Annotated in this window: 16 protein-coding genes and 1 pseudogene; 5 read left to right on the top strand and 12 right to left on the bottom strand. The window is 71.3% G+C overall.

All coding sequences use genetic code 11. From position 1 onward, the window contains the following. Positions 1 to 18: 18 nt before the first annotated feature. Complete coding sequence (locus tag N7925_RS07405) at positions 19 to 1,401, bottom strand: M16 family metallopeptidase (RefSeq protein WP_274343412.1); 1,383 nt, start codon at positions 1,399 to 1,401, stop codon at positions 19 to 21. Positions 1,402 to 1,669: 268 nt separating this feature from the next. Here N7925_RS07405 and N7925_RS07410 point away from each other — a divergent pair, with 268 nt between their 5' ends. Continuing rightward, complete coding sequence (locus tag N7925_RS07410; protein WP_265598907.1) at positions 1,670 to 4,126, top strand: DNA gyrase/topoisomerase IV subunit A; 2,457 nt, start codon at positions 1,670 to 1,672, stop codon at positions 4,124 to 4,126. A gap of 37 nt (positions 4,127 to 4,163) precedes the next feature. Here N7925_RS07410 and N7925_RS07415 read toward each other — a convergent pair whose 3' ends face one another. Both N7925_RS07415 and N7925_RS07420 read right to left on the bottom strand, forming a co-directional pair. Beyond that, entirely contained in the window at positions 4,164 to 5,282 is a 1,119-nt protein-coding gene (locus N7925_RS07415) for a CobW family GTP-binding protein (RefSeq protein WP_274343413.1), read from the bottom strand. A gap of 23 nt (positions 5,283 to 5,305) precedes the next feature. Continuing rightward, positions 5,306 to 6,451 (bottom strand): citrate synthase/methylcitrate synthase, encoded by a 1,146-nt coding sequence (locus N7925_RS07420; protein ID WP_274343414.1) that lies wholly within the window; start codon positions 6,449 to 6,451, stop codon positions 5,306 to 5,308. Between the two features lie 139 nt (positions 6,452 to 6,590). On the opposite strand from N7925_RS07420, the gene N7925_RS07425 reads away from it, so the two are divergent. Beyond that, positions 6,591 to 7,856, top strand: a complete 1,266-nt coding sequence (locus N7925_RS07425) for a citrate synthase (protein ID WP_274343415.1) — start codon at positions 6,591 to 6,593, stop codon at positions 7,854 to 7,856. 27 nt (positions 7,857 to 7,883) lie between these two features. Here the strand turns inward: N7925_RS07425 and N7925_RS07430 are convergent, their stop codons facing one another. After that, positions 7,884 to 8,903: a LacI family DNA-binding transcriptional regulator gene (locus tag N7925_RS07430; RefSeq protein WP_228921355.1), complete on the bottom strand. Its 1,020-nt coding sequence runs from the start codon at positions 8,901 to 8,903 to the stop codon at positions 7,884 to 7,886. 185 nt (positions 8,904 to 9,088) lie between these two features. Here N7925_RS07430 and N7925_RS07435 point away from each other — a divergent pair, with 185 nt between their 5' ends. Further along, positions 9,089 to 10,792, top strand: coding sequence for an ATP-binding protein (locus N7925_RS07435; protein ID WP_274343416.1), 1,704 nt, complete (start codon positions 9,089 to 9,091; stop codon positions 10,790 to 10,792). Next, positions 10,789 to 11,463, top strand: coding sequence for a response regulator (locus N7925_RS07440; RefSeq protein WP_265598912.1), 675 nt, complete (start codon positions 10,789 to 10,791; stop codon positions 11,461 to 11,463). The genes N7925_RS07435 and N7925_RS07440 overlap by 4 nt, the downstream gene beginning before the upstream one ends. A gap of 39 nt (positions 11,464 to 11,502) precedes the next feature. On the opposite strand, the gene N7925_RS07445 is transcribed toward N7925_RS07440, so the two are convergent. The 3 genes and pseudogenes from N7925_RS07445 to N7925_RS07455 all read right to left on the bottom strand — a co-directional run bounded on the left by N7925_RS07445 (position 11,503) and on the right by N7925_RS07455 (position 14,482). After that, positions 11,503 to 11,715, bottom strand: coding sequence for a hypothetical protein (locus tag N7925_RS07445; protein ID WP_416223029.1), 213 nt, complete (start codon positions 11,713 to 11,715; stop codon positions 11,503 to 11,505). Beyond that, a pseudogene (locus N7925_RS07450) lies at positions 11,715 to 11,920 on the bottom strand (sodium:solute symporter family transporter); the annotation flags it as partial. The pseudogene N7925_RS07450 and the gene N7925_RS07445, both read right to left, overlap by 1 nt. 435 nt (positions 11,921 to 12,355) lie before the next feature. After that, on the bottom strand, positions 12,356 to 14,482 hold the full coding sequence (locus tag N7925_RS07455) for a DNA gyrase/topoisomerase IV subunit B (RefSeq protein WP_274343417.1): 2,127 nt from the start codon (positions 14,480 to 14,482) through the stop codon (positions 12,356 to 12,358). A 446-nt stretch (positions 14,483 to 14,928) separates the two neighbouring features. On the opposite strand from N7925_RS07455, the gene N7925_RS07460 reads away from it, so the two are divergent. Then, entirely contained in the window at positions 14,929 to 15,162 is a 234-nt protein-coding gene (locus N7925_RS07460; RefSeq protein WP_018957087.1) for a DUF7455 domain-containing protein, read from the top strand. A gap of 159 nt (positions 15,163 to 15,321) precedes the next feature. On the opposite strand, the gene N7925_RS07465 is transcribed toward N7925_RS07460, so the two are convergent. The 5 genes from N7925_RS07465 to N7925_RS07485 all read right to left on the bottom strand — a co-directional run bounded on the left by N7925_RS07465 (position 15,322) and on the right by N7925_RS07485 (position 21,845). Continuing rightward, positions 15,322 to 16,152 carry a S1 family peptidase gene (locus N7925_RS07465; RefSeq protein ID WP_274343418.1) on the bottom strand — a complete coding sequence of 277 codons (831 nt, stop codon included), beginning with the start codon at positions 16,150 to 16,152 and terminating at the stop codon, positions 15,322 to 15,324. Positions 16,153 to 16,287: 135 nt separating this feature from the next. Then, entirely contained in the window at positions 16,288 to 17,835 is a 1,548-nt protein-coding gene (locus tag N7925_RS07470) for an RNA polymerase sigma factor (RefSeq protein ID WP_265598915.1), read from the bottom strand. A 323-nt stretch (positions 17,836 to 18,158) separates the two neighbouring features. Beyond that, positions 18,159 to 19,025 (bottom strand): FadR/GntR family transcriptional regulator, encoded by an 867-nt coding sequence (locus N7925_RS07475; protein WP_274346418.1) that lies wholly within the window; start codon positions 19,023 to 19,025, stop codon positions 18,159 to 18,161. A 181-nt stretch (positions 19,026 to 19,206) separates the two neighbouring features. Next, positions 19,207 to 20,943, bottom strand: coding sequence for an ATP-binding cassette domain-containing protein (locus N7925_RS07480; protein WP_274343419.1), 1,737 nt, complete (start codon positions 20,941 to 20,943; stop codon positions 19,207 to 19,209). Between the two features lie 143 nt (positions 20,944 to 21,086). Next, positions 21,087 to 21,845 (bottom strand): NUDIX hydrolase, encoded by a 759-nt coding sequence (locus N7925_RS07485; protein ID WP_274343420.1) that lies wholly within the window; start codon positions 21,843 to 21,845, stop codon positions 21,087 to 21,089. Between the last annotated feature and the right edge of the window lie 86 nt (positions 21,846 to 21,931).

Below are 21,931 nucleotides of genomic sequence, written 5' to 3' on the forward strand. Positions count from 1 at the left end.
CAGTCACGGCGGCGTCGCTCACTTGTCCGCCCCCTCGTGCGCGTCGGTGCCCTCGGTGGCTGCCGTGCCCTCGTCGGACCCGTCGGCCTCGTCGGTCGGCTCGACGGGCTCGTACACCAGCACCGCCCGGTTGTCGGGCCGCAGGGCCGCCTCGGCCGCCGCGCGCACCTCCTCCGCGGTGACGTCCAGGACGCGGCCCACGGCGCTCAGGGCGAGCTGCGGGTCACCGAACAGGACCGCGTAGCGGCACAGTTCGTCGGCGCGGCCGGCGACCGTGCCGAGCCGGTCGAGCCACTCGCGCTCCAACTGCGCCTGGGCCCGCTCCATTTCCTCGGGGGTGGGCCCCTCGGCGGCGAACCGGGCCAGCTCCTCGTCGACGGCGGCCTCGATCGTCTCCACCTCGACGCCGCCGGACGTCTTCACGTCCAGCCAGCCGAGCGAGGGTGCTCCGGCGAGCCGCAGCAGTCCGAAACCGGCCGCCACCGCCGTACGGTCGCGCCGGACCAGACGGTTGTGCAGCCGGGAGGACTCGCCGCCGCCCAGCACGGTGAGCGCCAGGTCGGCGGCGTCACAGGCGCGGGTGCCGTCGTGGGGGAGGCGGTAGGCGGCCATCAGGGCGCGCGCCGGAACCTCCTCGTGGACCACTTCGCGCAGCTGCTCGCCGATGATCCCGGGCAGCGTCCCGTCGCGCGGCGGCTGCTTGCCGTCGTGGGAGGGGATGGAGCCGAAGTACTTCTCGATCCAGGCGAGGGTCTGCTCGGGATCGATGTCGCCGACCACCGAGATCACCGCGTTGTTGGGCGCGTAGTACGTACGGAAGAACGCGCGGGCGTCCTCCAGCGTGGCCGCGTCCAGGTCGGCCATGGAGCCGATCGGCGTGTGGTGGTACGGGTGGCCCTCGGGATACGAGAGGGCGGTCAGCTTCTCGAACGCGGTGCCGTAGGGCACGTTGTCATAACGCTGGCGGCGCTCGTTCTTGACGACGTCGCGCTGGTTCTCCATGGACTCCTCGTCGAGCGCGGCGAGGAGGGAGCCCATCCGGTCGGCTTCCAGCCAGAGCGCCAGCTCCACCTGGTGGGTGGGCATGGTCTCGAAGTAGTTGGTCCGCTCGAAGCTGGTCGTCCCGTTGAGCGAGCCGCCGGCCCCCTGGACGAGCTCGAAGTGACCGTTCCCCTTGACCTGGCCCGAGCCCTGGAACATCAGGTGCTCGAAGAGGTGAGCCAGACCGGTGCGTCCCTTGACCTCGTGGCGCGAGCCGACGTCGTACCAGAGGCAGACCGCGGCGACCGGGGTCAGATGGTCCTCGGAGAGCACCACGCGCAGGCCGTTGGCCAGGCGGTGCTCGGTCGCTGTCAAGCCGCCGGAGCCGGCCTGTGCGGTGGCCGTGTGACCCATGGGCATGTACGTCCCTTCGATCGCGATACTGGACTTCCTGCCAGACCTGCCACTCTAAGCAAGCGCACCGGCACCTGGCGAAGTTCCCGTTCCGCGGATGTTTCCGTCGATGGTGTCGCGGACGCTGTCCGGGCGGGCCCCCTCGGCCCGCTTCGGACGGGTCGAGGTCGGCGTTGTCAGTCCGGCGGTCCACAATGGACCGCGTCAGTAGCTCGTGTCGTACCGAACAAGCTCAGGTTGTCCGAACAGAATCTGTGAAGGAGTCGCAGCCGCGATGGCCCGCCGTAGCACGAAGACCCCGCCGCCGCCGGACGACTTCGAGGAGAAGATCCTCGACATCGACGTCGTCGACGAAATGCAGGGCTCCTTCCTCGAGTACGCGTACTCGGTGATCTACTCCAGGGCCCTGCCCGACGCCCGCGACGGCATGAAGCCGGTGCACCGCCGCATCGTGTCCCAGATGAACGAGATGGGGCTGCGCCCCGACCGCGGCTATGTGAAGTGCGCCCGTGTCGTCGGTGAGGTGATGGGCAAGCTGCACCCGCACGGCGACGCCTCGATCTACGACGCCCTGGTGCGCATGGCGCAGCCGTTCTCGATGCGCCTCCCCCTGGTCGACGGCCACGGCAACTTCGGTTCCCTGGGCAACGACGACCCGCCGGCCGCCATGCGGTACACCGAGTGCCGGATGGCCGACGCCACCTCGCTGATGACCGAGGCGATCGACGAGGACACCGTCGATTTCCAGTCGAACTACGACGGCCAGGAGCGCGAGCCGGTCGTCCTCCCCGCCGCCTACCCCAACCTCCTGGTCAACGGGGTCTCCGGGATCGCCGTGGGCATGGCCACCAACATGCCTCCGCACAACCTGGGCGAGGTCATCGCCGCCGCCCGGCACCTGATCAAGCACCCGGGCGCCGACGTCGAGACGCTGATGCGCTTCGTCCCGGGACCCGACCTGCCCACCGGCGGCCGCATCGTCGGGCTGGGCGGCATCAAGGACGCGTACACGGCGGGCCGCGGCACGTTCAAGATCCGTGCCACCGTCGCCGTGGAGAACGTGACGGCCCGCCGCAAGGGCCTCGTCGTCACCGAACTGCCCTTCGCCGTAGGCCCGGAGAAGGTGATCGCCAAGATCAAGGACCTGGTCTCGGCGAAGAAGCTCCAGGGCATCGCCGACGTCAAGGACCTCACCGACCGGGCGCACGGACTGCGTCTGGTCATCGAGGTGAAGAACGGCTTCGTGCCGGAAGCGGTGCTGGAGCAGCTCTACAAGCTGACGCCGATGGAGGAGTCCTTCGGCATCAACAACGTGGCGCTGGTCGACGGCCAGCCGCTCACCCTGGGCCTCAAGGAGCTGCTGGAGGTCTATCTGGACCACCGCTTCGAGGTGGTGCGCCGGCGCAGCGAGTTCCGCCGCACCAAGCGCCGCGACCGGCTGCACCTGGTCGAGGGCCTGATCGTCGCCCTGCTCGACATCGACGAGGTCATCCGGATCATCCGGGACAGCGACAACTCCGCGCAGGCGAAGGAGCGTCTGATGGCGCACTTCTCGCTGAGCGAGATCCAGACGCAGTACATCCTGGACACCCCGCTGCGCCGGCTCACCCGTTTCGACCGGATCGAGCTGGAGAGCGAGCGGGACCGGCTCACCGGCGAGATCGACGCGCTGACCGCGATCCTGGAGTCGGATGCGGAGCTGCGCAAGCTGGTCTCCTCGGAGCTGGCCGCCGTGGCGAAGAAGTTCGGCACGGACCGGCGCACGGTGCTGCTGGAGTCGGCCGGTGCGCAGATCGCGTCCGTGCCGCTGGAGGTGGCGGACGACCCGTGCCGGGTGCTGCTCTCCTCGACGGGCCTGCTGGCCCGCACGGCGAACGCGGAGCCGGTCGAGATCTCCGAGGACGCCCGGCGGACCAAGCACGACGTGATCGTGTCGGCGGTGGCGGCTACGGCGCGCGGCGACGTCGGGGCGGTGACCTCCACGGGCCGGATGCTGCGGCTCTCGGTGATCGACCTGCCGCAGTTGCCGGACACGCACGCGGAGCCGAATCTCTCGGGCGGGGCGCAGATCTCCGAGTTCCTCAGTCTGGAGGCCGACGAGGAGCTGGTCTGCCTGACCACCCTGGACGAGTCCTCGCCGGGCCTCGCGATCGGCACCCTTCAGGGCGTGGTGAAACGCGTCGTGCCGGACTACCCGCCCAACAAGGACGAGTTGGAGGTCATCTCCCTCAAGGACGGTGACCGCGTCGTGGGTGCGACCGAACTGCGCACGGGCGAGGAGGACTTGGTGTTCATCACCTCCGACGCCCAGTTGCTCCGGTACCCGGCGGCGTCGGTACGTCCGCAGGGGCGGGCCGCCGGAGGGATGGCGGGCGTCAAGCTGGCGGCCGGGGCCGAGGTGCTGTCGTTCACGGCGGTGGACCCGGCGGCCGAGGCGATCGTGTTCACGGTGGCCGGTTCGCACGGCACGCTGGACGACTCGGTGCTGACGTCCAAGCTCACCCCGTTCGACCAGTATCCGCGCAAGGGCCGGGCCACCGGCGGGGTGCGCTGCCAGCGGTTCCTGAAGGGCGAGGACGTTCTGGTGTTCGCGTGGGCGGGCCCGGTCCCGGCACGGGCCGCGCAGAAGAACGGCACCCCGGCAAAGCTGCCGGAGCCGGACCCGAGGCGGGACGGCTCGGGCACGCCGCTGCTGGAGACGGTGGACGTGATCGCGGGACCGCCGCTGTAGGCGCCCCTTCCGTACGGCGGGGAGCGGCCCGGGGGTGTTACGCCTCCAGGGCCGCTTCCTGTACGTCCACGGGGTCCGCTTCCTGTTGTACGTACCGCAGCACCCCCCACATACCGCGCTCGACGGCGTCGGCGGACTCGTCGAGGGCGGGCTCGTCCGCGCGGCAGGCGGCGAGTCCGGCCAGCAGCGCTTCGGCGTCGATGCCCGCGCCGATCATGACGAGCTGGGTGAGCCGCTGTTCGCCGCGCCCCCACGCGCGGGGGACGAAGCGCAGGAAGCGGCCCACCGCGTGCAGCGCGTACGTGTTGTCCCGGTCCCCCGCGCCGAAGTCCGCGAACCCCTTGATCCGGTAGAGCCCGTCGGGCCGGGAGTCGAGGAACTCCATGAAGCGACGCGGGTCCATGGGGATGTCCGAGGTGAAGTCGACGCTCTCGTACGCGGCGTGGAGGTGCTCCTCGTGCCCCTCGTGCCCCTCGTGCCCGTCGGGCGCTTCCTCCCGCAGCAGGTCCTCGAAGGTGAGCTGGCGGACCGTGTCCTCGTGGTCCGGTCGCAGGGCCGGGTCGAAGAGGAGCTCGGGGTCGATCCGGCCGTGCACGGCGGAGATCACGGCGGCGGGACCGCTCAGCTCCGCGACCGTCGCACGCAGCCGCTTCCGCTCGGCCTCCCCCACCCGGTCGGTCTTGTTCAGGACGACGAGGTCGGCGACGGCGAGATGGCGGTCGAGCTCCGGATGCCGCCGGCGGGTGCTGTCGAACTCGGCCGCGTCGACGACCTCGACGAGGCCCCCGTACAGAATGTGCGGGTTGTCGCTGGCCAGCAGCATACGGACGAGCTCCTGGGGTTCGGCAAGACCGCTCGCCTCGATGACGATCACGTCCAGTCGGGCGGACGGCCGGGTCAGCGTCTCCAGGAAGGTGTCGAGTTCACTCGCGTCGACGGCGCAGCACAGACAGCCGTTACCCAGCGAGACGGTCGAGCCGACCTGCCCCGAAACGGTCATGGCGTCGATCTCGATGGCCCCGAAGTCGTTGACGATCACGCCGATCCTGGTGCCCTCGCGGTTGCGGAGGAGATGGTTCAGGAGCGTGGTCTTGCCGGAGCCGAGGAAGCCCGCCAGAACGACGACCGGGATCTGCGGAGTGCGGGGCGGGGTCAACGGGGGCCTTCCTGGGAACGTCGTCAGGGCGCCGGGACCGGCTGCGGCGGGGGTGCGCCGACGTAGCGGGCCGCCGGGCGGATGATCTTCGAGTCCTCCGCCTGCTCCAGGATATTGGCGCTCCAGCCGATCACCCGTGCCGCGCAGAAGGTGGGGGTGAACATCGCGCGCGGCAGCCCGCACAGCTCCATGACCACCCCGGCGTAGAACTCCACGTTGGTGTGCAGTTCCCGGCCCGGCTTGAGCTCGGCGAGGATGGCCTCGACCTGGCGTTCCACCTCCACGGCGAAGTCGACGAGCGGTCCGCCGAAGCCCTGCGCCAGGGACTTGAGCATCCGGGAGCGCGGGTCCTCGGTGCGGTAGACGGGGTGGCCGAAGCCCATGATGCGGCGGCCCGAGAGCACCTGTTCGCGGATCCAGCCGTCGATGCGGTCCGGGGTGCCGATCGCGTCCAGGGTGTCCAGGGCCCGGCTGGGGGCTCCGCCGTGCAGGGGGCCGGAGAGCGCGCCGACCGCCGCGATCAGGCAGGCGGCCAGGTCGGCTCCGGTGGAGGCGACGACCCGGGCGGTGAAGGTGGAGGCGTTGAAGCCGTGGTCGACGGTGGAGATGAGGTACTGCTCGACGGCCCTGGCGTGCTCGGGCTCCGGCTCCGAACCGGTCAGCATGTACAGGTAGTTCACGGCGTGCGGCAGGTCCTCGCGGGGCTCGACCGGCTGGAGCCCCTGGCCCAGGCGGTGGAGGGCGGTGAGGATCGTGGGGACGGCCGCGCAGGCGGCGAGAGCGTCCTGGCGCCGCTGGTCGGTCCTGATGTCGTACACGGGGCGGAATCCGGCCGAGGCGCCGAGCAGGGACAGCGCGGTGCGCAGCCCGGCCAGGGGGCCGGAGACGGCGCCGGCGCGGGCGATGGCGGGCAGCGCGTCGCGCACCTCTGCGGGCAGGGTACGCAGCGCGGCCGTGCGGGCGGCGAAGTCGGCGGCGGCGGCCCGGTCCGGCAGTTCGCCGTGGACCATCAGATACCAGACGTCCTCGAAGCCACGGGTCCGCGCGAGCTCGATCGCCGAGTACTGGCGGTAGTGGTAGAAGCCCTCGCGGCCGCGCACGTCGCCGAGGGCGGTGTCGGTGACGACGACGCCGGCGAGACCGCGGGGGGCGGCAGGGGTGGTGGTCATGACTGTCCTCTTTTCGACACACGGAACATTGATTCGACTGTCTATGCTTGACTTGAATTCTGTCAATGTTGATTGAATCAATGTAAAGGGTGGAACTCTTGGACTCCTTGATGGATACAGGATGGATACGGTGGTCGGCATGACGGATCAATCAGCGCCCGACGAGCAGGGGCCGCCCCGGCTCACCACCCGGGAGGCCGCCGAACTGCTGGGCGTGAAGCCGGAGACGGTGTACGCGTACGTCAGCCGAGGCCAGCTGAGCAGCGCGCGGGCCGCCGGGGGGCGGGGCAGCACGTTCGACGCCGACGAGGTCCGGGCGCTGGCCCGGCGCTCGGGACGCAGGGACGCCTCGCCGGCCGGGGGCGACCTGGCCTTCCGGACCGGCATCACGCTCATCGAGGACGACCGCTGCTTCTTCCGCGGGGTCGACGTGACGGAGCTGGCCGGGCACTACAGCTACGAGGAGGTCGCCGAGTGGCTGTGGACGGGTCAGCTGAGCCCGGGCGTCCGGTTCACCGCGGCCGCCGGGACCCTCGCGGCGGCTCGCCGGACGGTCGGCGCCCTGCCCGCGCACAGCGGGTCGACGGACCGGCTGCGGGTGGCGGTGACCGCTGCGGCGGCCACGGATCCGCTGCGGTTCGACCTGTCGCCCGAGGCGGTGCTCAGCAGCGCCCGGAGTCTGATCCCGACGCTGGTGGGCGCCCTGCCGACGCTCGGCGACCCGGCGGACGAAGGGGGTTCCCTGGCGCGGGGGCTGTGGTCACGGCTCACCGCGGAGCCGGCCGACGCCCCGTCCCTCGCCGTGCTGGACGCGGCCCTGACCCTCCTGATCGACCATGATCTGGCCGCCTCCACCCTGGCCTCCCGGGTCGCCGCCTCCGCGCGGGCCCACCCGTACGCCGTGGTCTCGGCGGGCCTCGGCGTGCTGGAGGGGCCGCTGCACGGCGCGGCGAGCGGGCTGGCGCACCGGATGCTCCGGGAGGCGGTGGACCGGGGCAGCGCGGTCCCCGTGGTCGCCGATCACCTGCGGACCGGGCGGCGGGTGCCGGGGCTGGGCCACCGGCTCTACCGGGGCGAGGACCCGCGGGCGACGACCCTGTTCGCGCTGCTGGAGGACGTGCCGCAGGCCGCCGGGGCGCTGGCGGCGGCCCGCGAGGTGGTCGGCACGACGGCGCGGCACGCTCCGCTGCACGCCAACATCGACCTGGCCCTGGCCGTCCTGTCCGTCTCCCGGGGGATGCCGGCGGACGCGGGCGAGACGGTGTTCGCCGTGTCCCGCACCGCGGGCTGGATCGCCCACGCGCTGGAGGAGTACGGGGAGCGCCCGCTCCGCCTCCGCCCCAGCGGGCAGTACACGGGCCCCCGGCCGCCGCAGCCGCTGCCCGGACTCCGGACGGCCCTCTAGGGCCCCTCAGCGCAAATTAGCTACGGATCACAGGGAATTCTCGCGCGGCGGCTGCGCGGTGGAGCCGCGCACCACCAGCTCCGGCTCGAAGAGCAGCTCGTCCGAGGGGACGGTCCGCCCGCCGATCTGTACCGAGAGCAGCTCCACAGCCGCGCGCCCCATGGCCTCGATGGGCTGGCGGACGGTGGTCAGGGGCGGCTCGGTGCAGTTCATGAAGGCCGAGTCGTCGTAGCCGACGACCGACACGTCGGCGGGGACCGAGAGCCCGCGACGACGGGCGGCGCGTACGGCGCCCAGCGCGAGCGGGTCGCTCGCGCAGATGATGCCGGTGACGCCCCGGTCCAGCAGCCGCATCGCGGCGGCCTGCCCGCCCTCCAGCGAGAACATCGCGCGGGCCACCCACTCGTCGGGCACGGTCGTGCCCGCCTCCTCGGCGAGCACTCGGGCGGCGGCGAGCTTGCGCTGCGATGGCACGTGGTCGGACGGGCCGAGAACGAGTCCGATGCGCTCGTGGCCGAGCGAGACGAGGTGCCGCCAGGCCTGCTCGACGGCGACGGAGTCGTCGCAGGAGACACCCGGGAAGCCGAGGTGGGCGATGGCCGCGTTGATCAGCACGACGGGGATCTTGCGGTCGGCGAGCACCTTGTAGTGGTCGTGCGGGGCGTCGGCCTGGTGGTAGAGGCCGCCCGCGAAGACCACGCCGGAGACCTGCTGCTGGAGGAGCAGCTCGACGTAGTCGGCCTCGGAGACGCCGCCCTTGGTCTGGGTGCAGAGCACCGGGGTCAGCCCCTGCTGGGCGAGCGCGCCGCCGACCACTTCGGCGAACGCCGGGAAGATCGGGTTCTGCAGCTCGGGGAGGACAAGCCCCACCAGCCGGGCCCGTTCGCCGCGCAGCTGGGTCGGGCGCTCATAGCCGAGGACGTCCAGCGCGGAGAGGACGGCCTGCCTGGTGGCGTCGGAAACGCCCGGCTTGCCGTTCAGCACCCGGCTGACCGTCGCCTCGCTGACTCCCACTTTCTGGGCCACCTGAGCAAGTCGTCGCGTCATGTGCGCAAGATTAGCGCAAGAAGTGCAAGCAGATTGCGTTGATGGCGAACTCCTCGGAGACGCTCCTGGAACGCTCACAGAGACAGCGCCACGAAGCAAGAGGCGCGTACGCCGGAGGCCCGGACAGCCGGGCCGAAGCGCGGCCGGATTTCCGCCCCGGCCGCCCGGCCCTTACCGTCTCTACGATGAACGCCCCACCGACCCCCGGCAGAGGACCGCGCCGGTTCGGCTGGCCCCAGCGGGTCTTCTCCCAGGTCCTGCTGATGCAGCTGGCCATCATCACCGGCGTGACCATCCTGGTCACCGGCCTGTTCCTGGCCCCCCTCAGCGACCAGCTGGACGACCAGGCGATGCGCCGCGCCCTCGCCATCGCCCAGAGCACCGCCGCCCAGCCGGGGATCGTGGAGGACCTGACCAGCACGGACCCGTCGGAGCGGGGTCCGGTCCAGTCGGCCGCCGAGCGGGTCAGGCGGGCGACCGGAGCGGAGTACGTCGTCGTCATGAACCAGCGCGGGGTGCGCTGGTCGCACCCCGACACCCACCGGATCGGCGCGATCGTCTCCACGGACCCCGGCGAGGCGCTGCGCGGCCGCGAGGTGATGGAGATCGACAGCGGCACCCTCGGCCGCTCGGCACGGGGCAAGGTGCCGTTGTTCGGCCCGTCCGGCGACGTGATCGGCGCGGTGTCGGTCGGCATCTCCTACGACAGCGTCCGCGCCCGGCTCCTCGGGGCGATCCCGGGACTGCTCGCGTACGCGGGCGGAGCCCTGGCCGTCGGGGCGCTCGCCGCGTACCTGATCTCCCGTCGGCTGCAACGGCAGACCCATGACCTGGCGTTTTCCGATATCTCCGCGCTGTTGACGGAGCGCGAGGCCATGCTGCACGGCATCCGCGAAGGCGTCGTCGCCCTGGACGGAGCCGGCCGCGTCCGGCTGCTGAACGACGAGGCGCAACGGCTGCTGGGCGTGGGCCCTGAGGCGGCGGGCCGGACGCTGGAGGAGGTGCTGGGCGACGGCAGGACCGCGGACGTCCTGGCCGGACGGGTGGTCGGCGACGACCTGCTGGCGGTACGGGGCAGCCGGGTGCTGCTGGCCAACCGGATGCCCACGGACGACGGCGGGGCCGTGGTGACCCTGCGCGACCGGACCGAGCTGGAGAACCTGGGCCGCGAGCTCGACTCCACGACGGGGCTGATCGACGCCCTGCGCGCCCAGGACCACGAGCACGCCAACCGGCTGCACACCCTGCTCGGGCTGCTGGAGCTGGAGATGCACGAGGACGCGATGGAGTTCGTCACGGAGGTGGTCGGCGTACACCGGGCGACGGCCGAGCAGGTCACCGAGAAGGTCCAGGACCCGCTGCTGGCCGCCCTCCTGGTGGGCAAGGCGACGGTGGCCGCCGAGCGCGGCGTGGCACTGCGGCTGGCCCCCGGCACCCTGCTGCCGGACCGGGTGGTCGATCCCCGGGGCCTGGTCACCGTCATGGGCAACCTCGTCGACAACGCCACGGACGCGGCGGCCGGATCGGAGGGGGCGCGGATCGAGGTCGGGCTGTGCACGGAGGGACGTACGGTGATCCTGGAGGTGCGCGACAGCGGCCCCGGCGTCCCCCCGGAGCAGCACGCGTCGATCTTCACGGAGGGATGGTCCACCAAGGAGGTCCCGGCACACGGCAAGCGTGGGCTGGGGCTCGCCCTCGTCCGGAGGCTCGCGGAGCGTCAGGGAGGCAGTGTGACGGTGTCCGGGGCGGACGGAGGCGGTGCGGTGTTCACGGTCGTCCTGCCGGAGGCGCTGGCCGAGCCCGGGCCGGGGGCGCCTGCCGAACCCGCCGCTTCCCCCGACGGTCCGCCGTCCGCCACGTGTCCGGCCACCGCGGGAGAGCAGCCGTGATCCAGGTCCTGATCGTGGACGACGACGTCCGGGTGGCGCAGATCAACGCGGCGTACGTCGCCAAGGTCCCCGGCTTCCGGGTGGTCGCGCAGGCCCACTCGGCGGCCGCGGCGCTGGAGGCGGTCGAGGAGGTCCGGGTGGACCTGATCCTGCTGGACCACTATCTGCCGGACCGCAACGGCCTCGCCGTCGTACGGGAACTGCGCCGCCTGGGCCGTCAGGTCGACGTGATCATGGTGACGGCCGCCCGGGACGTCGCGACCGTGCAGGACGCGATGCGGCACGGCGCGCTCCAGTACCTGGTGAAACCGTTCACCTACGCGGGCCTGCGCTCCAAACTGGAGGCCTACGCGGCGCTGCGGCGGGCGCTCGACGGGGGCGGGGAGGCCGAGCAGGCGCAGGTGGACCGGCTTTTCGGCGCGCTGTGGGCGGCGGACGAGCCGGCCCTCCCCAAGGGCCACTCCCCCACCACCGCCGAGCTCGTCCGAGGTGCCCTGCGCGGAGCCGACGGCCCGCTCTCCGCCCAGGAGATCGCGGACAGCGCGGGGATGAGCCGCCAGACGGCCCAGCGCTATCTGAAGCTGCTGGAGCGCACCGGCAAGGTCCGGCTGACGCTGCGCTACGGGGAGACGGGCCGCCCGGAGCACCGGTACGCCTGGGCTGGCGGCTGAGCCGCCCGGGGCACCCGCGCACGCCCTGCAACAGGCCCCCTACGCCGCCCCGGCCCCCGTCAGCGCCCTGACCTCGGCCTCGGCGTGCTTGGCCTCGTCGGGCGGCTCGGGCGAGGTGACCGCACCGATCCAGCCGGCCAGGAAGCCGAGCGGGATGGAGACCAGGCCCGGGTTCTCCAGGGGGAAGAGCTGGAAGTCCACGCCCGGGAACAGGGACGTGGGGCTACCCGAGACGACGGGTGAGACCTGCACACCGTCCAGGACCGGGCCGCGTCGCTCGTCCACCGAGCAGCAGGGCCACGAGGCTGCCCGCGCCGACCATCTGGGCGACCAGGTAGAGCACGGAGACGGTGACGGACGAGGTGCCGACGGCGGTACGCACCGGGCGCTCCGCCATCCGCGCCGCGACCACGTCGGCCAGGGTGAACCGGCTGCGGTTGCGCACGAGTTCGGCGACGCTCGCGGAAGGCCGCGCTGCGGTGCACCTCCAGATAGATGTCGGCCGCGCTGGGCTGGGCTGACGGTCCGGCCCCGCCGCATCGGGCGCGTGGAGGTCCGCGACGCCCGCCGTCCCGTCCCGGCCGCACCGTCAGAGACCGGTGCGTCGTTCCACGGGTCGTCGAGCCGCACGCCCGCGGCCTCCGGCCCTGCTGCCTTCTCCACCGCACAACTCCCCTGACCCACGGACCTTTTCGGCCGCATGGCCAACCATGGGCGGGTCGGGAGAAGCGCGGGCGCGCCATTCGCCCGGCTTCACCCCTTCAGGTGACAGAAGTCCTGTACGGCTGCGCGAACCGCGGGTTCCTGGGCCCGGGGCTCGCGAAACGTACACGGCCCCCGCTCCGGCGGTGTACCGGAGCGGGGGCCGACGAGGGCACCAGGGGGCAGGAGGTCAGGCGTCGATGCGCGAGCGGTCCAGAGTGGCCGCGGAGCTGGTGATGAACTCCTTGCGGGGCGCGACCTCGTTGCCCATCAGCAGGTCGAAGACCTGCTCGGAGGATTCCAGGTCGCCGATGTTGATGCGCCGCAGCGTGCGGTGGCGCGGGTCCATCGTCGTCTCCGCCAGCTGATCGGCGTCCATCTCGCCCAGACCCTTGTAGCGCTGGATCGATTCCTTGATCCGGACGTTCTTGCGCTGGAACTCCAGAAGGGTCTGGCGCAGCTCGCTGTCGGAGTAGGTGTAGACGTACTTGTCCTGGCCCTTCTTGGGCTGGACCAGCTCGATCCGGTGCAGCGGCGGGACCGCGGCGAAGACCCGCCCCGCCTCGACCATCGGGCGCATGTAGCGCTGGAAGAGGGTCAGCAGCAGGCAGCGGATGTGGGCGCCGTCGACATCGGCGTCCACCAGCAGGACGATCTTCCCGTAACGCGCGGCGTCGATGTCGAAGGTCCGCCCGGACCCGGCTCCTATGACCTGGATGATCGCCCCGCACTCGGCGTTCTTCAGCATGTCCGAGACGGACGACTTCTGTACGTTGAGGATCTTCCCGCGGATCGGCAGCAGCGCCTGGAACTCACTGTTCCGGGCCAGCTTGGCGGTGCCGAGCGCCGAGTCCCCCTCGACGATGAACAGCTCGCTGCGCTCGACGTCGTCGCTGCGGCAGTCGGCGAGCTTGGCGGGCAGCGAGGAGGACTCCAGGGCCGTCTTGCGGCGCTGGGCGTCCTTGTGCTGCCGGGCGGCGATCCGGGTGCGGGCGGCGGCGACGGCCTTCTCCAGCACCGCCCTGGCCTGGGCCTTGGCGTCCCGCTTCGTCGAGGTCAGGAAGGCCTTGAGCTCCTTGGCGACCACGCCTGCCACGATCCGGTTGGCCGCGGAGGTGCCGAGCACCTCCTTGGTCTGCCCCTCGAACTGCGGCTCGGCGAGCCGTACGGTGACGACGGCGGTGAGCCCTTCGAGGGCGTCGTCCTTGACGACGTCGTCCTCGGCGACCCGCAGCATCTTGGCGGAGCGCAGCGACTCGTTCACGGTCTTGGTCAGGGAGCGCTCGAACCCGCTGACGTGGGTGCCGCCCTTGGGGGTGGCGATGATGTTCACGAACGACCGCAGGGTCGTGTCGTAACCGGTGCCCCAGCGCAGGGCGATGTCGACGGCCAGTTCGCGGGTGACCTCGGTGGCGGTCATGTGGCCGCGGTCGTCGAGGACGGGCACGGTCTCCTTGAAGGTGCCGGTGCCGCTGAGGCGCTGGACGTCGCAGACGGCCTTGTCCTGGGCCAGGTACTCGCAGAACTCGCTGATGCCGCCGTCGAAGCGGAACGTCTCCTCGGTCTTTCCCTCGCCTTCCAGCCCCCGCTCGTCGCGGACGATGATCGTCAGGCCGGGGACGAGGAAGGCCGTCTGGCGGGCGCGCTGGTAGAGCGTTTCCAGGTTGAGCTTGGCGTCCTTGAGGAAGATCTGGCGGTCCGCCCAGTACCGCACCCGGGTACCGGTACGGGTCTTGGGGACGCGCTTGCCCTTGCGCAGGCCGTTGGCCGGGTCGAACGGGCTTTCCGGCCCCTGCTCGGTGAACATGCCGGGGACACCGCGCCGGAAGCTGATGGAGTGGGTCGCGCTGTTGCGGTCGACCTCGACGTCCAGGCGGGCGGAGAGGGCGTTGACCACGGAGGCACCGACGCCGTGGAGGCCGCCCGAGGCGGCGTAGGAGCCGCCGCCGAATTTTCCTCCGGCGTGCAGCTTGGTCATGACGACCTCGATGCCGGAGAGGCCCGTCTTGGGCTCGACGTCGACCGGGATGCCACGGCCGTTGTCCCGGACCTCGACGGAGGCGTCGTCGTGGAGGATGACCTCGATCTGGTCGCAGTGGCCGCCGAGGGCTTCGTCGACGGAGTTGTCGATGATCTCCCAGAGGCAGTGCATCAGGCCACGGCTGTCGGTGGACCCGATGTACATGCCGGGGCGCTTGCGGACCGCCTCCAGCCCTTCGAGGACGAGGAGGTGCCGCGCGGTGTAGTTGGAGCTGTCCCGGTCGCCGCCTGCTCCGGTCAGCATCGCGGTGGACGGCACGGACGTTTCGGCGGTCACGCGGTTCGCTCCTCGCTGAATTTCATCTGGGGCCCCCGTGGGTACAGGGCTGGTCTTCGGTTGCCGCTGAGAGCCTACAGAGGCTTGGTAGAGCGGTTGTAACGCCACCCTCGGGGAATCCTCATGCTAGTCGAGCTTCTTCCGGGCTCGCATGGGTGTTCGATCATTCGTTGGAGTGACGTGCACATCACGTTCCCTTCGGCGCATGAACCATTTAGGCTCCGGGCACGTCCTCATGAACAAACCGGCAAGCCGGCCGGTGGGACCGACCCCCAGACAAGCAATGCGAAACCGTAGCGCTCCGCATACGGCACATTCGCCGCCAACCGGCAACAGACAGCCACACCGAGAAGAAGTTTCGAAGAAAAGCCACGAGCGGGAACGTTTTCGGCCTGGTTGGATGTTGACCCTGGTACGACAGCTCGTCGAGCTAGAGAAGAGGCGACGTGACTACTGTTCTGACCCCCGCGAGCCCGCTGACCGCAGCAGACCGCTGTGACCGTTGCGGCGCCCAGGCATATCTGCGCGTCGTCCTGATCAGCGGCGGTGAACTGCTCTTCTGCGCCCACCACGGGCGCAAGTTCGAGCCGGAACTCAAGAAGATCGCCGCGGAAATACAGGATGAGACGGATCGGCTCACCGCCGTGCAGACGGCTGCTGCCGACGAGGAACAACACTGATACCTCGCATCCACGACGAGCCAGGGGCCGGTCCAGGACCGGCCGACGGGCGGCTCCCCCACCGGGGGGAGCCGCCCGTTCTCGTCGGCGAGGACCTCGCACGGACCCCGCACGGACACCGTGCGGGGAATCACCGCCCGCACACGACTCTGCCGCGGGTCAGAGGCGCCCCTCGGCCCACTCCAGTGCGGCGGAGACCCGGGTGTACACCCCTGGGCTGCCCGCGCGCCCGCAGCCCCCGCCCCAGGACACCAGGCCGATGAGCCGCCCACGGGCAACCAGCGGCCCGCCGCTGTCGCCCTGGCACGCATCCCTGCCACCCGCCGGATCGCCCGCACAGAGCATCTCCGAGGCCGTGTACGTGCCTTCCTGGCCGCCCGGGTAGGCCCGCGCGCAGTCGCTGTCCGGCAGCACCTGGACCCGCGCGGAGCGCAGCACCGAGGCGTACGCGCCGCTCCCCGTCGTGTCGCCCCACCCGTAGACGGACGCCGCGGTACCGGACCGGTAGGCGGTGTCCCCGCCCTTGGCCGTCGGGATGACGCCGCCCTTCGGCATCGCGCGGGAGAGGGTCAGCACCGCGAGGTCGCCGGCGTTGGAAGCGGGGTCGTACGCCGGGTTCACCCAGATGGACCGGACCGGGATCTCCTGGCCGCCGGAGTCACTCAGCCGCTCCCGGCCGGCGATGACCAGCAGATCCCTCACCCGCTCCGCCGGTCCACCGAGCGCCTCGTCACTCAGACAGTGGGCCGCCGTCAGGATCTTCGTGGGCGCCACGGCGACGCCGCCGCAGAACTGTCCCGAGCGCGCGCCCCCGAACCGGTCCCGGCTCGACAGCGCCACCGCCCAGGGACTGTCCGCCACCGGAGCGGGCTGTCCGCCGACGATGATGCTGTCCGCGACCGCAGCGGAGGGCGAGGCGAGGGGCACCACGGTCGCGGCGGCGGTCAGGGCGAGCACCCCGGTCAGGGCACGGACGACGGAACGGGGCATGGAGGCTCCTGACGCTGAGGCGGTAACGGTCCACCCAGCGTGATCCAGCCGGTCACCGTCCGCACGCGAGGACACGCCGGAGGGCCCGGATCCCCTGGGGGGGTCCGGGCCCTCGGCCGGTGAATCTTCCGCGATCTAGTCGAGGTAGTCGCGCAGCACCTGCGAGCGCGACGGGTGACGGAGCTTCGACATCGTCTTCGACTCGATCTGACGGATGCGCTCACGCGTCACGCCGTAGACCTTGCCGATCTCGTCGAGCGTCTTCGGCTGACCGTCGGTGAGACCGAAGCGCATCGAGACCACGCCGGCCTCACGCTCGGAAAGCGTGTCGAGCACGGAGTGGAGCTGCTCCTGGAGGAGCGTGAAGCTGACCGCGTCCGCCGGGACGACGGCCTCGGAGTCCTCGATCAGGTCACCGAACTCGCTGTCGCCGTCCTCACCGAGCGGGGTGTGCAGCGAGATCGGCTCGCGACCGTACTTCTGGACCTCGATGACCTTCTCGGGGGTCATGTCGAGTTCCTTGGCCAGCTCCTCCGGGGTGGGCTCGCGGCCCAGGTCCTGGAGCATCTGGCGCTGCACGCGCGCGAGCTTGTTGATGACCTCGACCATGTGCACCGGGATACGGATGGTGCGGGCCTGGTCGGCCATCGCGCGGGTGATCGCCTGACGGATCCACCAGGTGGCGTACGTGGAGAACTTGTAGCCCTTGGTGTAGTCGAACTTCTCGACCGCGCGGATCAGACCGAGGTTGCCCTCCTGGATCAGGTCCAGGAAGAGCATGCCGCGACCGGTGTAGCGCTTGGCCAGGGAGACCACCAGGCGGAGGTTGGCCTCCAGCAGGTGGTTTTTGGCCCGCCGGCCGTCCTCGGCGATGATCTCCAGCTCGCGCTTGAGCTTCGGCGCGAGCTTGTCGGCGTTCGCCAGCTTGTCCTCGGCGAAGAGACCGGCCTCGATGCGCTTGGCGAGCTCGACCTCCTGCTCGGCGTTGAGGAGGGGGACCTTGCCGATCTGCTTCAGGTAGTCCTTGACCGGGTCGGCGGTGGCGCCGGCGACGGCGACCTGCTGCGCAGGTGCGTCGTCCTCGTCGTCGTCGGAGAGGACGAAGCCCTTGTTCTCGCCCTCGCCCTCCTCTTCCTCGCCCTTGCCGGCCTTGACTTCCTCGGCCGCCTCGTCGCCGTCGAGGATCTCGTCGTCCTGCTTGCCGGACTTCTTCGCCGCTGTCTTCTTGGCCGCCGTCTTCTTCGCGGCGGTCTTCTTGGCCGCTGTCTTCTTGGCAGCCGTCTTCTTGGCGGGAGCAGCCGCGACGGCGTCGTCGGCCACCGCGTCCGCACTCTCGACCGCCGGGGCGGCGGTGGCCGCGACGGTCCTGGTCACGGTGGTCTTGGCCGCGACAGTCTTGGTGGCGGTGCGCTTGACCGGGCTCTTCGCTGCGACGCTCTTGCGGGCGCGCTTCGGCGACTCCGCGGCACTGACCATCAGCGTCACACCCTCTTCCTCGAGGATCTGGTTGAGGCTGCGCAGAACGTTCTTCCACTGGGTTGGCGGAATCTGGTCAGCCTCGAAGGCCCGACGCACGTCATCGCCGGCGATCTGCCCATCAGCCTTTCCCCGCTCGATGAGCGCCATCACAGACTCGGACTCGGCGATCTCCGGCGGGAGCGTACGGGATGTGCTGGCCGACACGAACAACCTCTCGGAACGATGGAAACGGCTTCCGGCCCTGCCCTGGAGAGGGCTGGAACCGACGACCGTCGACTGGGGATGTCGCCGACGGCGCGGGTTTGGCCTCGGAACTGCACAGCGCACCCGAGGGTTGCTGTATTCCTTCCGCGACGCTCACCTCTTAAGTCATCGCGCTGCTTCGAGGAGTGTTACGGCCAATCCGCGTGGCCCGAGTCACACCCCATACGCGACGAAATGGGCCAAGGGTGCCATACCCCCACAATTATGCCGCCGGACCCGTGCGGTCCGGCGGCACCGGGCCCACGCACCCCGGCCGCGCCCGGTCAGTGCTCGCGCGGCGCGGGAACCACACGCTCGACGTCGGGGTGGACGACGAGCAGTTGGCGCATGGCCGTCTCGGCTGCTCCGGAATCACCGGCGGCGAGGGCGTCGGCGATGCGCGCGTGGTGCGCGAGCGAGGTCTCGCCCGGACGGTCACAGCCCGTGACCGGGCCACCGGAGACATGAAGGGCGGCCGAGACGATGCCGGAAAGGTGTTCGAGCATCCGATTGCCCGCCGCCTGGATGAGCAGGGCGTGGAACTCGGCGTCGGCACGGGAGAAGGTGATCGTGTCCCCCTGTCCCATCGCGTGCCCCATGATCTCCACCATGTCGCCGAGCCGCTGCTGAAGGTCGTCCCGGCCGTGCCCGGCCGCGAGACGGGCCGCGAGCGGTTCGATGGTCCAACGGAGCTCGGCCAGCTCACGGCGCTGGTCGTCGCGCTGCGGACCGAAGGCCCGCCATTCGATGATGTCGGGATCCAGCAGGTTCCAGTCACTGACCGGGCGGACCCTCGTACCCACATTGGGGCGCGCGCTGACCAGCCCCTTGGCTTCGAGGACGCGCAGGGATTCGCGTACGACGGTGCGGGACACCTCGAACCGCTGGCCGATCTCCTCGGGAACGAGAGGGCGGTCCGCGCCGAGGTCACCGGAGACGATCATCTGGCCGAGCTGCTGGACGAGTTGGCCGTGGAGACCGCGCCCCCGGCTGGCAGACCCGCGTCGGCTCGCCCGCCCCAACTCGGAATCGGAACCGCCCCAGGCCCGGGAAGCGGCACGCTCGCCGGCCGGCGCCTCCGTATAGGGATAGCGGTCGAGTTCGCCCGAGCCGGCCAGGCCGGAATCGGCGGTGCGGGCGGCGGTCATCATGGTGTGCGCAAGGGTACTCACGCATCCTTTGTCGGCGCGGCTCGCCCACCCCTTGAGGTCTTTGGTGAAAAGCACACGAAAGGGTGATCGGCGCTCGCTCCGCAATTGACGCCATATCCCTACAAATCGGCTATTTCTCAGGGAGTTGCGGGCTCCCGTTCCCCATGCGGAGCGACGGCGATCACCAACGCGCCCTTCCTCGGAGGCTGGTGAACAGATACGCGCAGATCAGGACTGACAACGACAGGGCGAGTGCGGTGCCGACGGGCTGCGCCACCACCCGCGCGACGGCCAGGACCCAGTGGTCCGCCTGTAGCGGGAGCTGCCACCCGGCCAGTTCACGCAGTCGGCCCGGGAGCCCGGCGATCGAACGCGCGGACGGCGCCGCGAAGAGCTTCTGCACCAGCGGAACGACGAGAACCGGAACGGCCAGTACCGCGGCGATCCCCGCTCCGGCCACCCGGAAGACACCGGCGGCCAACAGCCCCGCCCAGGCGCAGCCGACCGTCAGACCGGCCCAACCGGCACCGAGCGCGACGGCGTTCGAGGGGATCTCGATCAAGTCCGGCCCGTACACGAGCCGGAGGCTCTGGGCTCCGCCCACCACGGCGAGGCCCGCGAGCAGCAGAGCGAAGCTCGCGGTCACGGTGAGCTTCGCCAGCAGCAGACCGAGCCGCCGGGGCACGGTGCCGCGCGCGGCGGCGAGTGCCGGATACCGGAACTCGTCCCCGAAGGACAGCGCCCCGAGCAGGCCCGCGCCGAGCGCGGCGGGTGGGAGCGGCAGCAGAGCGGGCCACGCGGCGAGCACACGGGGCAGGGCGGTGCCGTCGGTGCGGGCGAGCAGGACGGACACCGCCGCCGACACCACCAGAACGGCCGCCATGATCATGGCCGTTGTCCGGACACCCAGGGAGCGCCGCAGCTCGTACCGGAGCGGGCGCAGGGGGCCGCGCGCGGGGCGCACCCGGATCGGGGGCGGCAGCTCGGACAGCGCGACGACGGAGTCGCCCCGCTCCTCGTTCCCGGCTCCCGCCGGGGCGGCCGGCCCGGTGTCGCCGATCTCGTCGGCGAGCCGGTGCACGGGGACGCCGTGCCGATACGCGGTGTCGCCGATCTCCGCGCAGCTGCTGCCGTACACCGTCAGCCGGCCGCTCGCTTCCTCGACCACCTCGACGGAGCGCCGCGCGGCTCGGGCCTCCCGGCTGACCACGGCCGCCAGCCGGGCGGCGTGCGGGGTGCGGACGGCGACCCGGGCCCGGAGCCGGGTGCGGGCGAAGTCGGAGACGTCCTGGTCGGCGACGAGACGCCCGCCGCCGATGGTGACGACGCGGTCGGCCGCGCGGGCCGCCTCCTTGGGGTCCCCGGTGGTGTAGAGGACGGTGCCGCCCTGGTCCGCGTGGGCACGCAACAGCCCGTACAGCCAACTGTTCTCCCGCGGGGACAGCCCCTCCGCCGGTTCGTCCAGGATCAGGGTGTGGGGGTCCCCGAGCAGCGCGGAGGCGAGCCCGAGCCGCCGGTCCATCCCCACCGAGAGCGTGCCCAGTCGCTGGTCCCCGAGCCCGGCGAGGCCGACGACATCGAGGACCTCGTCGGCCCTGGTCGCCGGGGTGCCCGCGGCCGCGCAGAGCATACGGAGCTGCCCTCGGGCGGTCCGGGCGGGATGACCCGGTACGTCGCCGAGCAGTACGCCCACCTCCCGTGCCGGGTGGGCGATGCGGTGCAGCGGCCGCCCGCGGAAGTAGGCGACGCCTCGCCCCGCGTCCAGTTCGAGCATCAGCCGCAGGGCCGTGGTCCTGCCCGAGCGGGGGGCGCCCAGCAGGGCCGTGACACGGCCGGGGGGAGCCTCGAAGGTCAGATCGTTCACGGCGGGCGGACCGTCGCGACGTGGGGTGCTGGTGAGTCCGATGGCCTGGAGCATCGCTTCTCTCGCGTCTCTCGCGGAAGGTGAGACCGCTCGGCGGCAGGGGTACCGCAGCAACATAACGCGACATTTCAGACTTTTGGTGCAGGGATGGGCCGACAGGCGTTCCGCGGGGCCATCGCAGCGGAACGCCGGGTGGCTCAGACCTCGGGTCGCAGCATCGGCGGATTGAGCACCGTGGCCGCGCCGGCCCGGAACAACTGCGCGGGCCGGCCTCCCTGACGCGTGGTCGTCCCGCCGGAAGGCACCAGGAATCCGGGCGTTCCGGTGACCTTGCGGTGGAAGTTGCGGGGGTCGAGGACCACACCCCAGACCGCTTCGTACACCCGGCGCAGCTCGCCGACCGTGAATTCCGGCGGGCAGAACGCGGTGGCCAGCGAGGAGTACTCGATCTTGGAGCGGGCGCGCTCCACGCCGTCGGCCAGGATCCGCGCATGGTCGAAGGCCAGCGGCGCCGCCTGCTCGCCCTCCCGCCCGGCGCCGGGATGCAGCAGATCCTCGACCGGCGCCCAGCGCGCGCTGTTGGCATCGCCGCCCGCCCGGGGTGCGGGCAGGTCGGGCGCGAGGGCGAGGTGGGCGACGCTGACCACCCGCATCCGGGGGTCGCGCGCCGGATCTCCGTACGTCGCCAACTGCTCCAGATGTGCCCCGTTGCCCGCGGCCGGCTTCGCCGGGTCGTGGGCGCAGAGGCCGGTTTCCTCGACGAGTTCACGCGCCGCCGCGGACCCCAGGTCCTCGTCCATCCTGACGAAGCCTCCGGGCAGCGCCCATCTGCCCTGGAACGGGGTCTCTCCGCGGCGGACGACCAGCGCGCAGAGCGCGTGACGGCGCACCGTGAGCACGACCAGGTCGACGGTGACAGCGAAGGGCGGGAAGGTCGACGGGTCGTAGGGCGGCATGCCGCGATCATAGTCGTCTGCCTGACGATAAACACTCCCTTCGGCATGCTCGTGATCAGTCGGGGCGCCACGATTTCGGCTGCGTG

The organism is Streptomyces sp. CA-278952 (genome assembly GCF_028747205.1).
GTDB lineage: Bacteria > Actinomycetota > Actinomycetes > Streptomycetales > Streptomycetaceae > Streptomyces.

Excerpts from the sequence above, each read along its gene's own strand:
- N7925_RS07405 (WP_274343412.1), bottom strand. The coding sequence starts at position 1,401 with ATGCCCATGGGTCACACGGCCACCGCACAGGCCGGCTCCGGCGGCTTG.
- N7925_RS07410 (WP_265598907.1), top strand. The coding sequence starts at position 1,670 with ATGGCCCGCCGTAGCACGAAGACCCCGCCGCCGCCGGACGACTTCGAG.
- N7925_RS07420 (WP_274343414.1), bottom strand. The coding sequence starts at position 6,451 with ATGACCACCACCCCTGCCGCCCCCCGCGGTCTCGCCGGCGTCGTCGTC.
- N7925_RS07425 (WP_274343415.1), top strand. The coding sequence starts at position 6,591 with ATGACGGATCAATCAGCGCCCGACGAGCAGGGGCCGCCCCGGCTCACC.
- N7925_RS07430 (WP_228921355.1), bottom strand. The coding sequence starts at position 8,903 with ATGACGCGACGACTTGCTCAGGTGGCCCAGAAAGTGGGAGTCAGCGAG.
- N7925_RS07435 (WP_274343416.1), top strand. The coding sequence starts at position 9,089 with ATGAACGCCCCACCGACCCCCGGCAGAGGACCGCGCCGGTTCGGCTGG.
- N7925_RS07465 (WP_274343418.1), bottom strand. The coding sequence starts at position 16,152 with ATGCCCCGTTCCGTCGTCCGTGCCCTGACCGGGGTGCTCGCCCTGACC.
- N7925_RS07475 (WP_274346418.1), bottom strand. The coding sequence starts at position 19,025 with ATGATGACCGCCGCCCGCACCGCCGATTCCGGCCTGGCCGGCTCGGGC.
- N7925_RS07480 (WP_274343419.1), bottom strand. The coding sequence starts at position 20,943 with ATGCTCCAGGCCATCGGACTCACCAGCACCCCACGTCGCGACGGTCCG.
- N7925_RS07485 (WP_274343420.1), bottom strand. The coding sequence starts at position 21,845 with ATGCCGCCCTACGACCCGTCGACCTTCCCGCCCTTCGCTGTCACCGTC.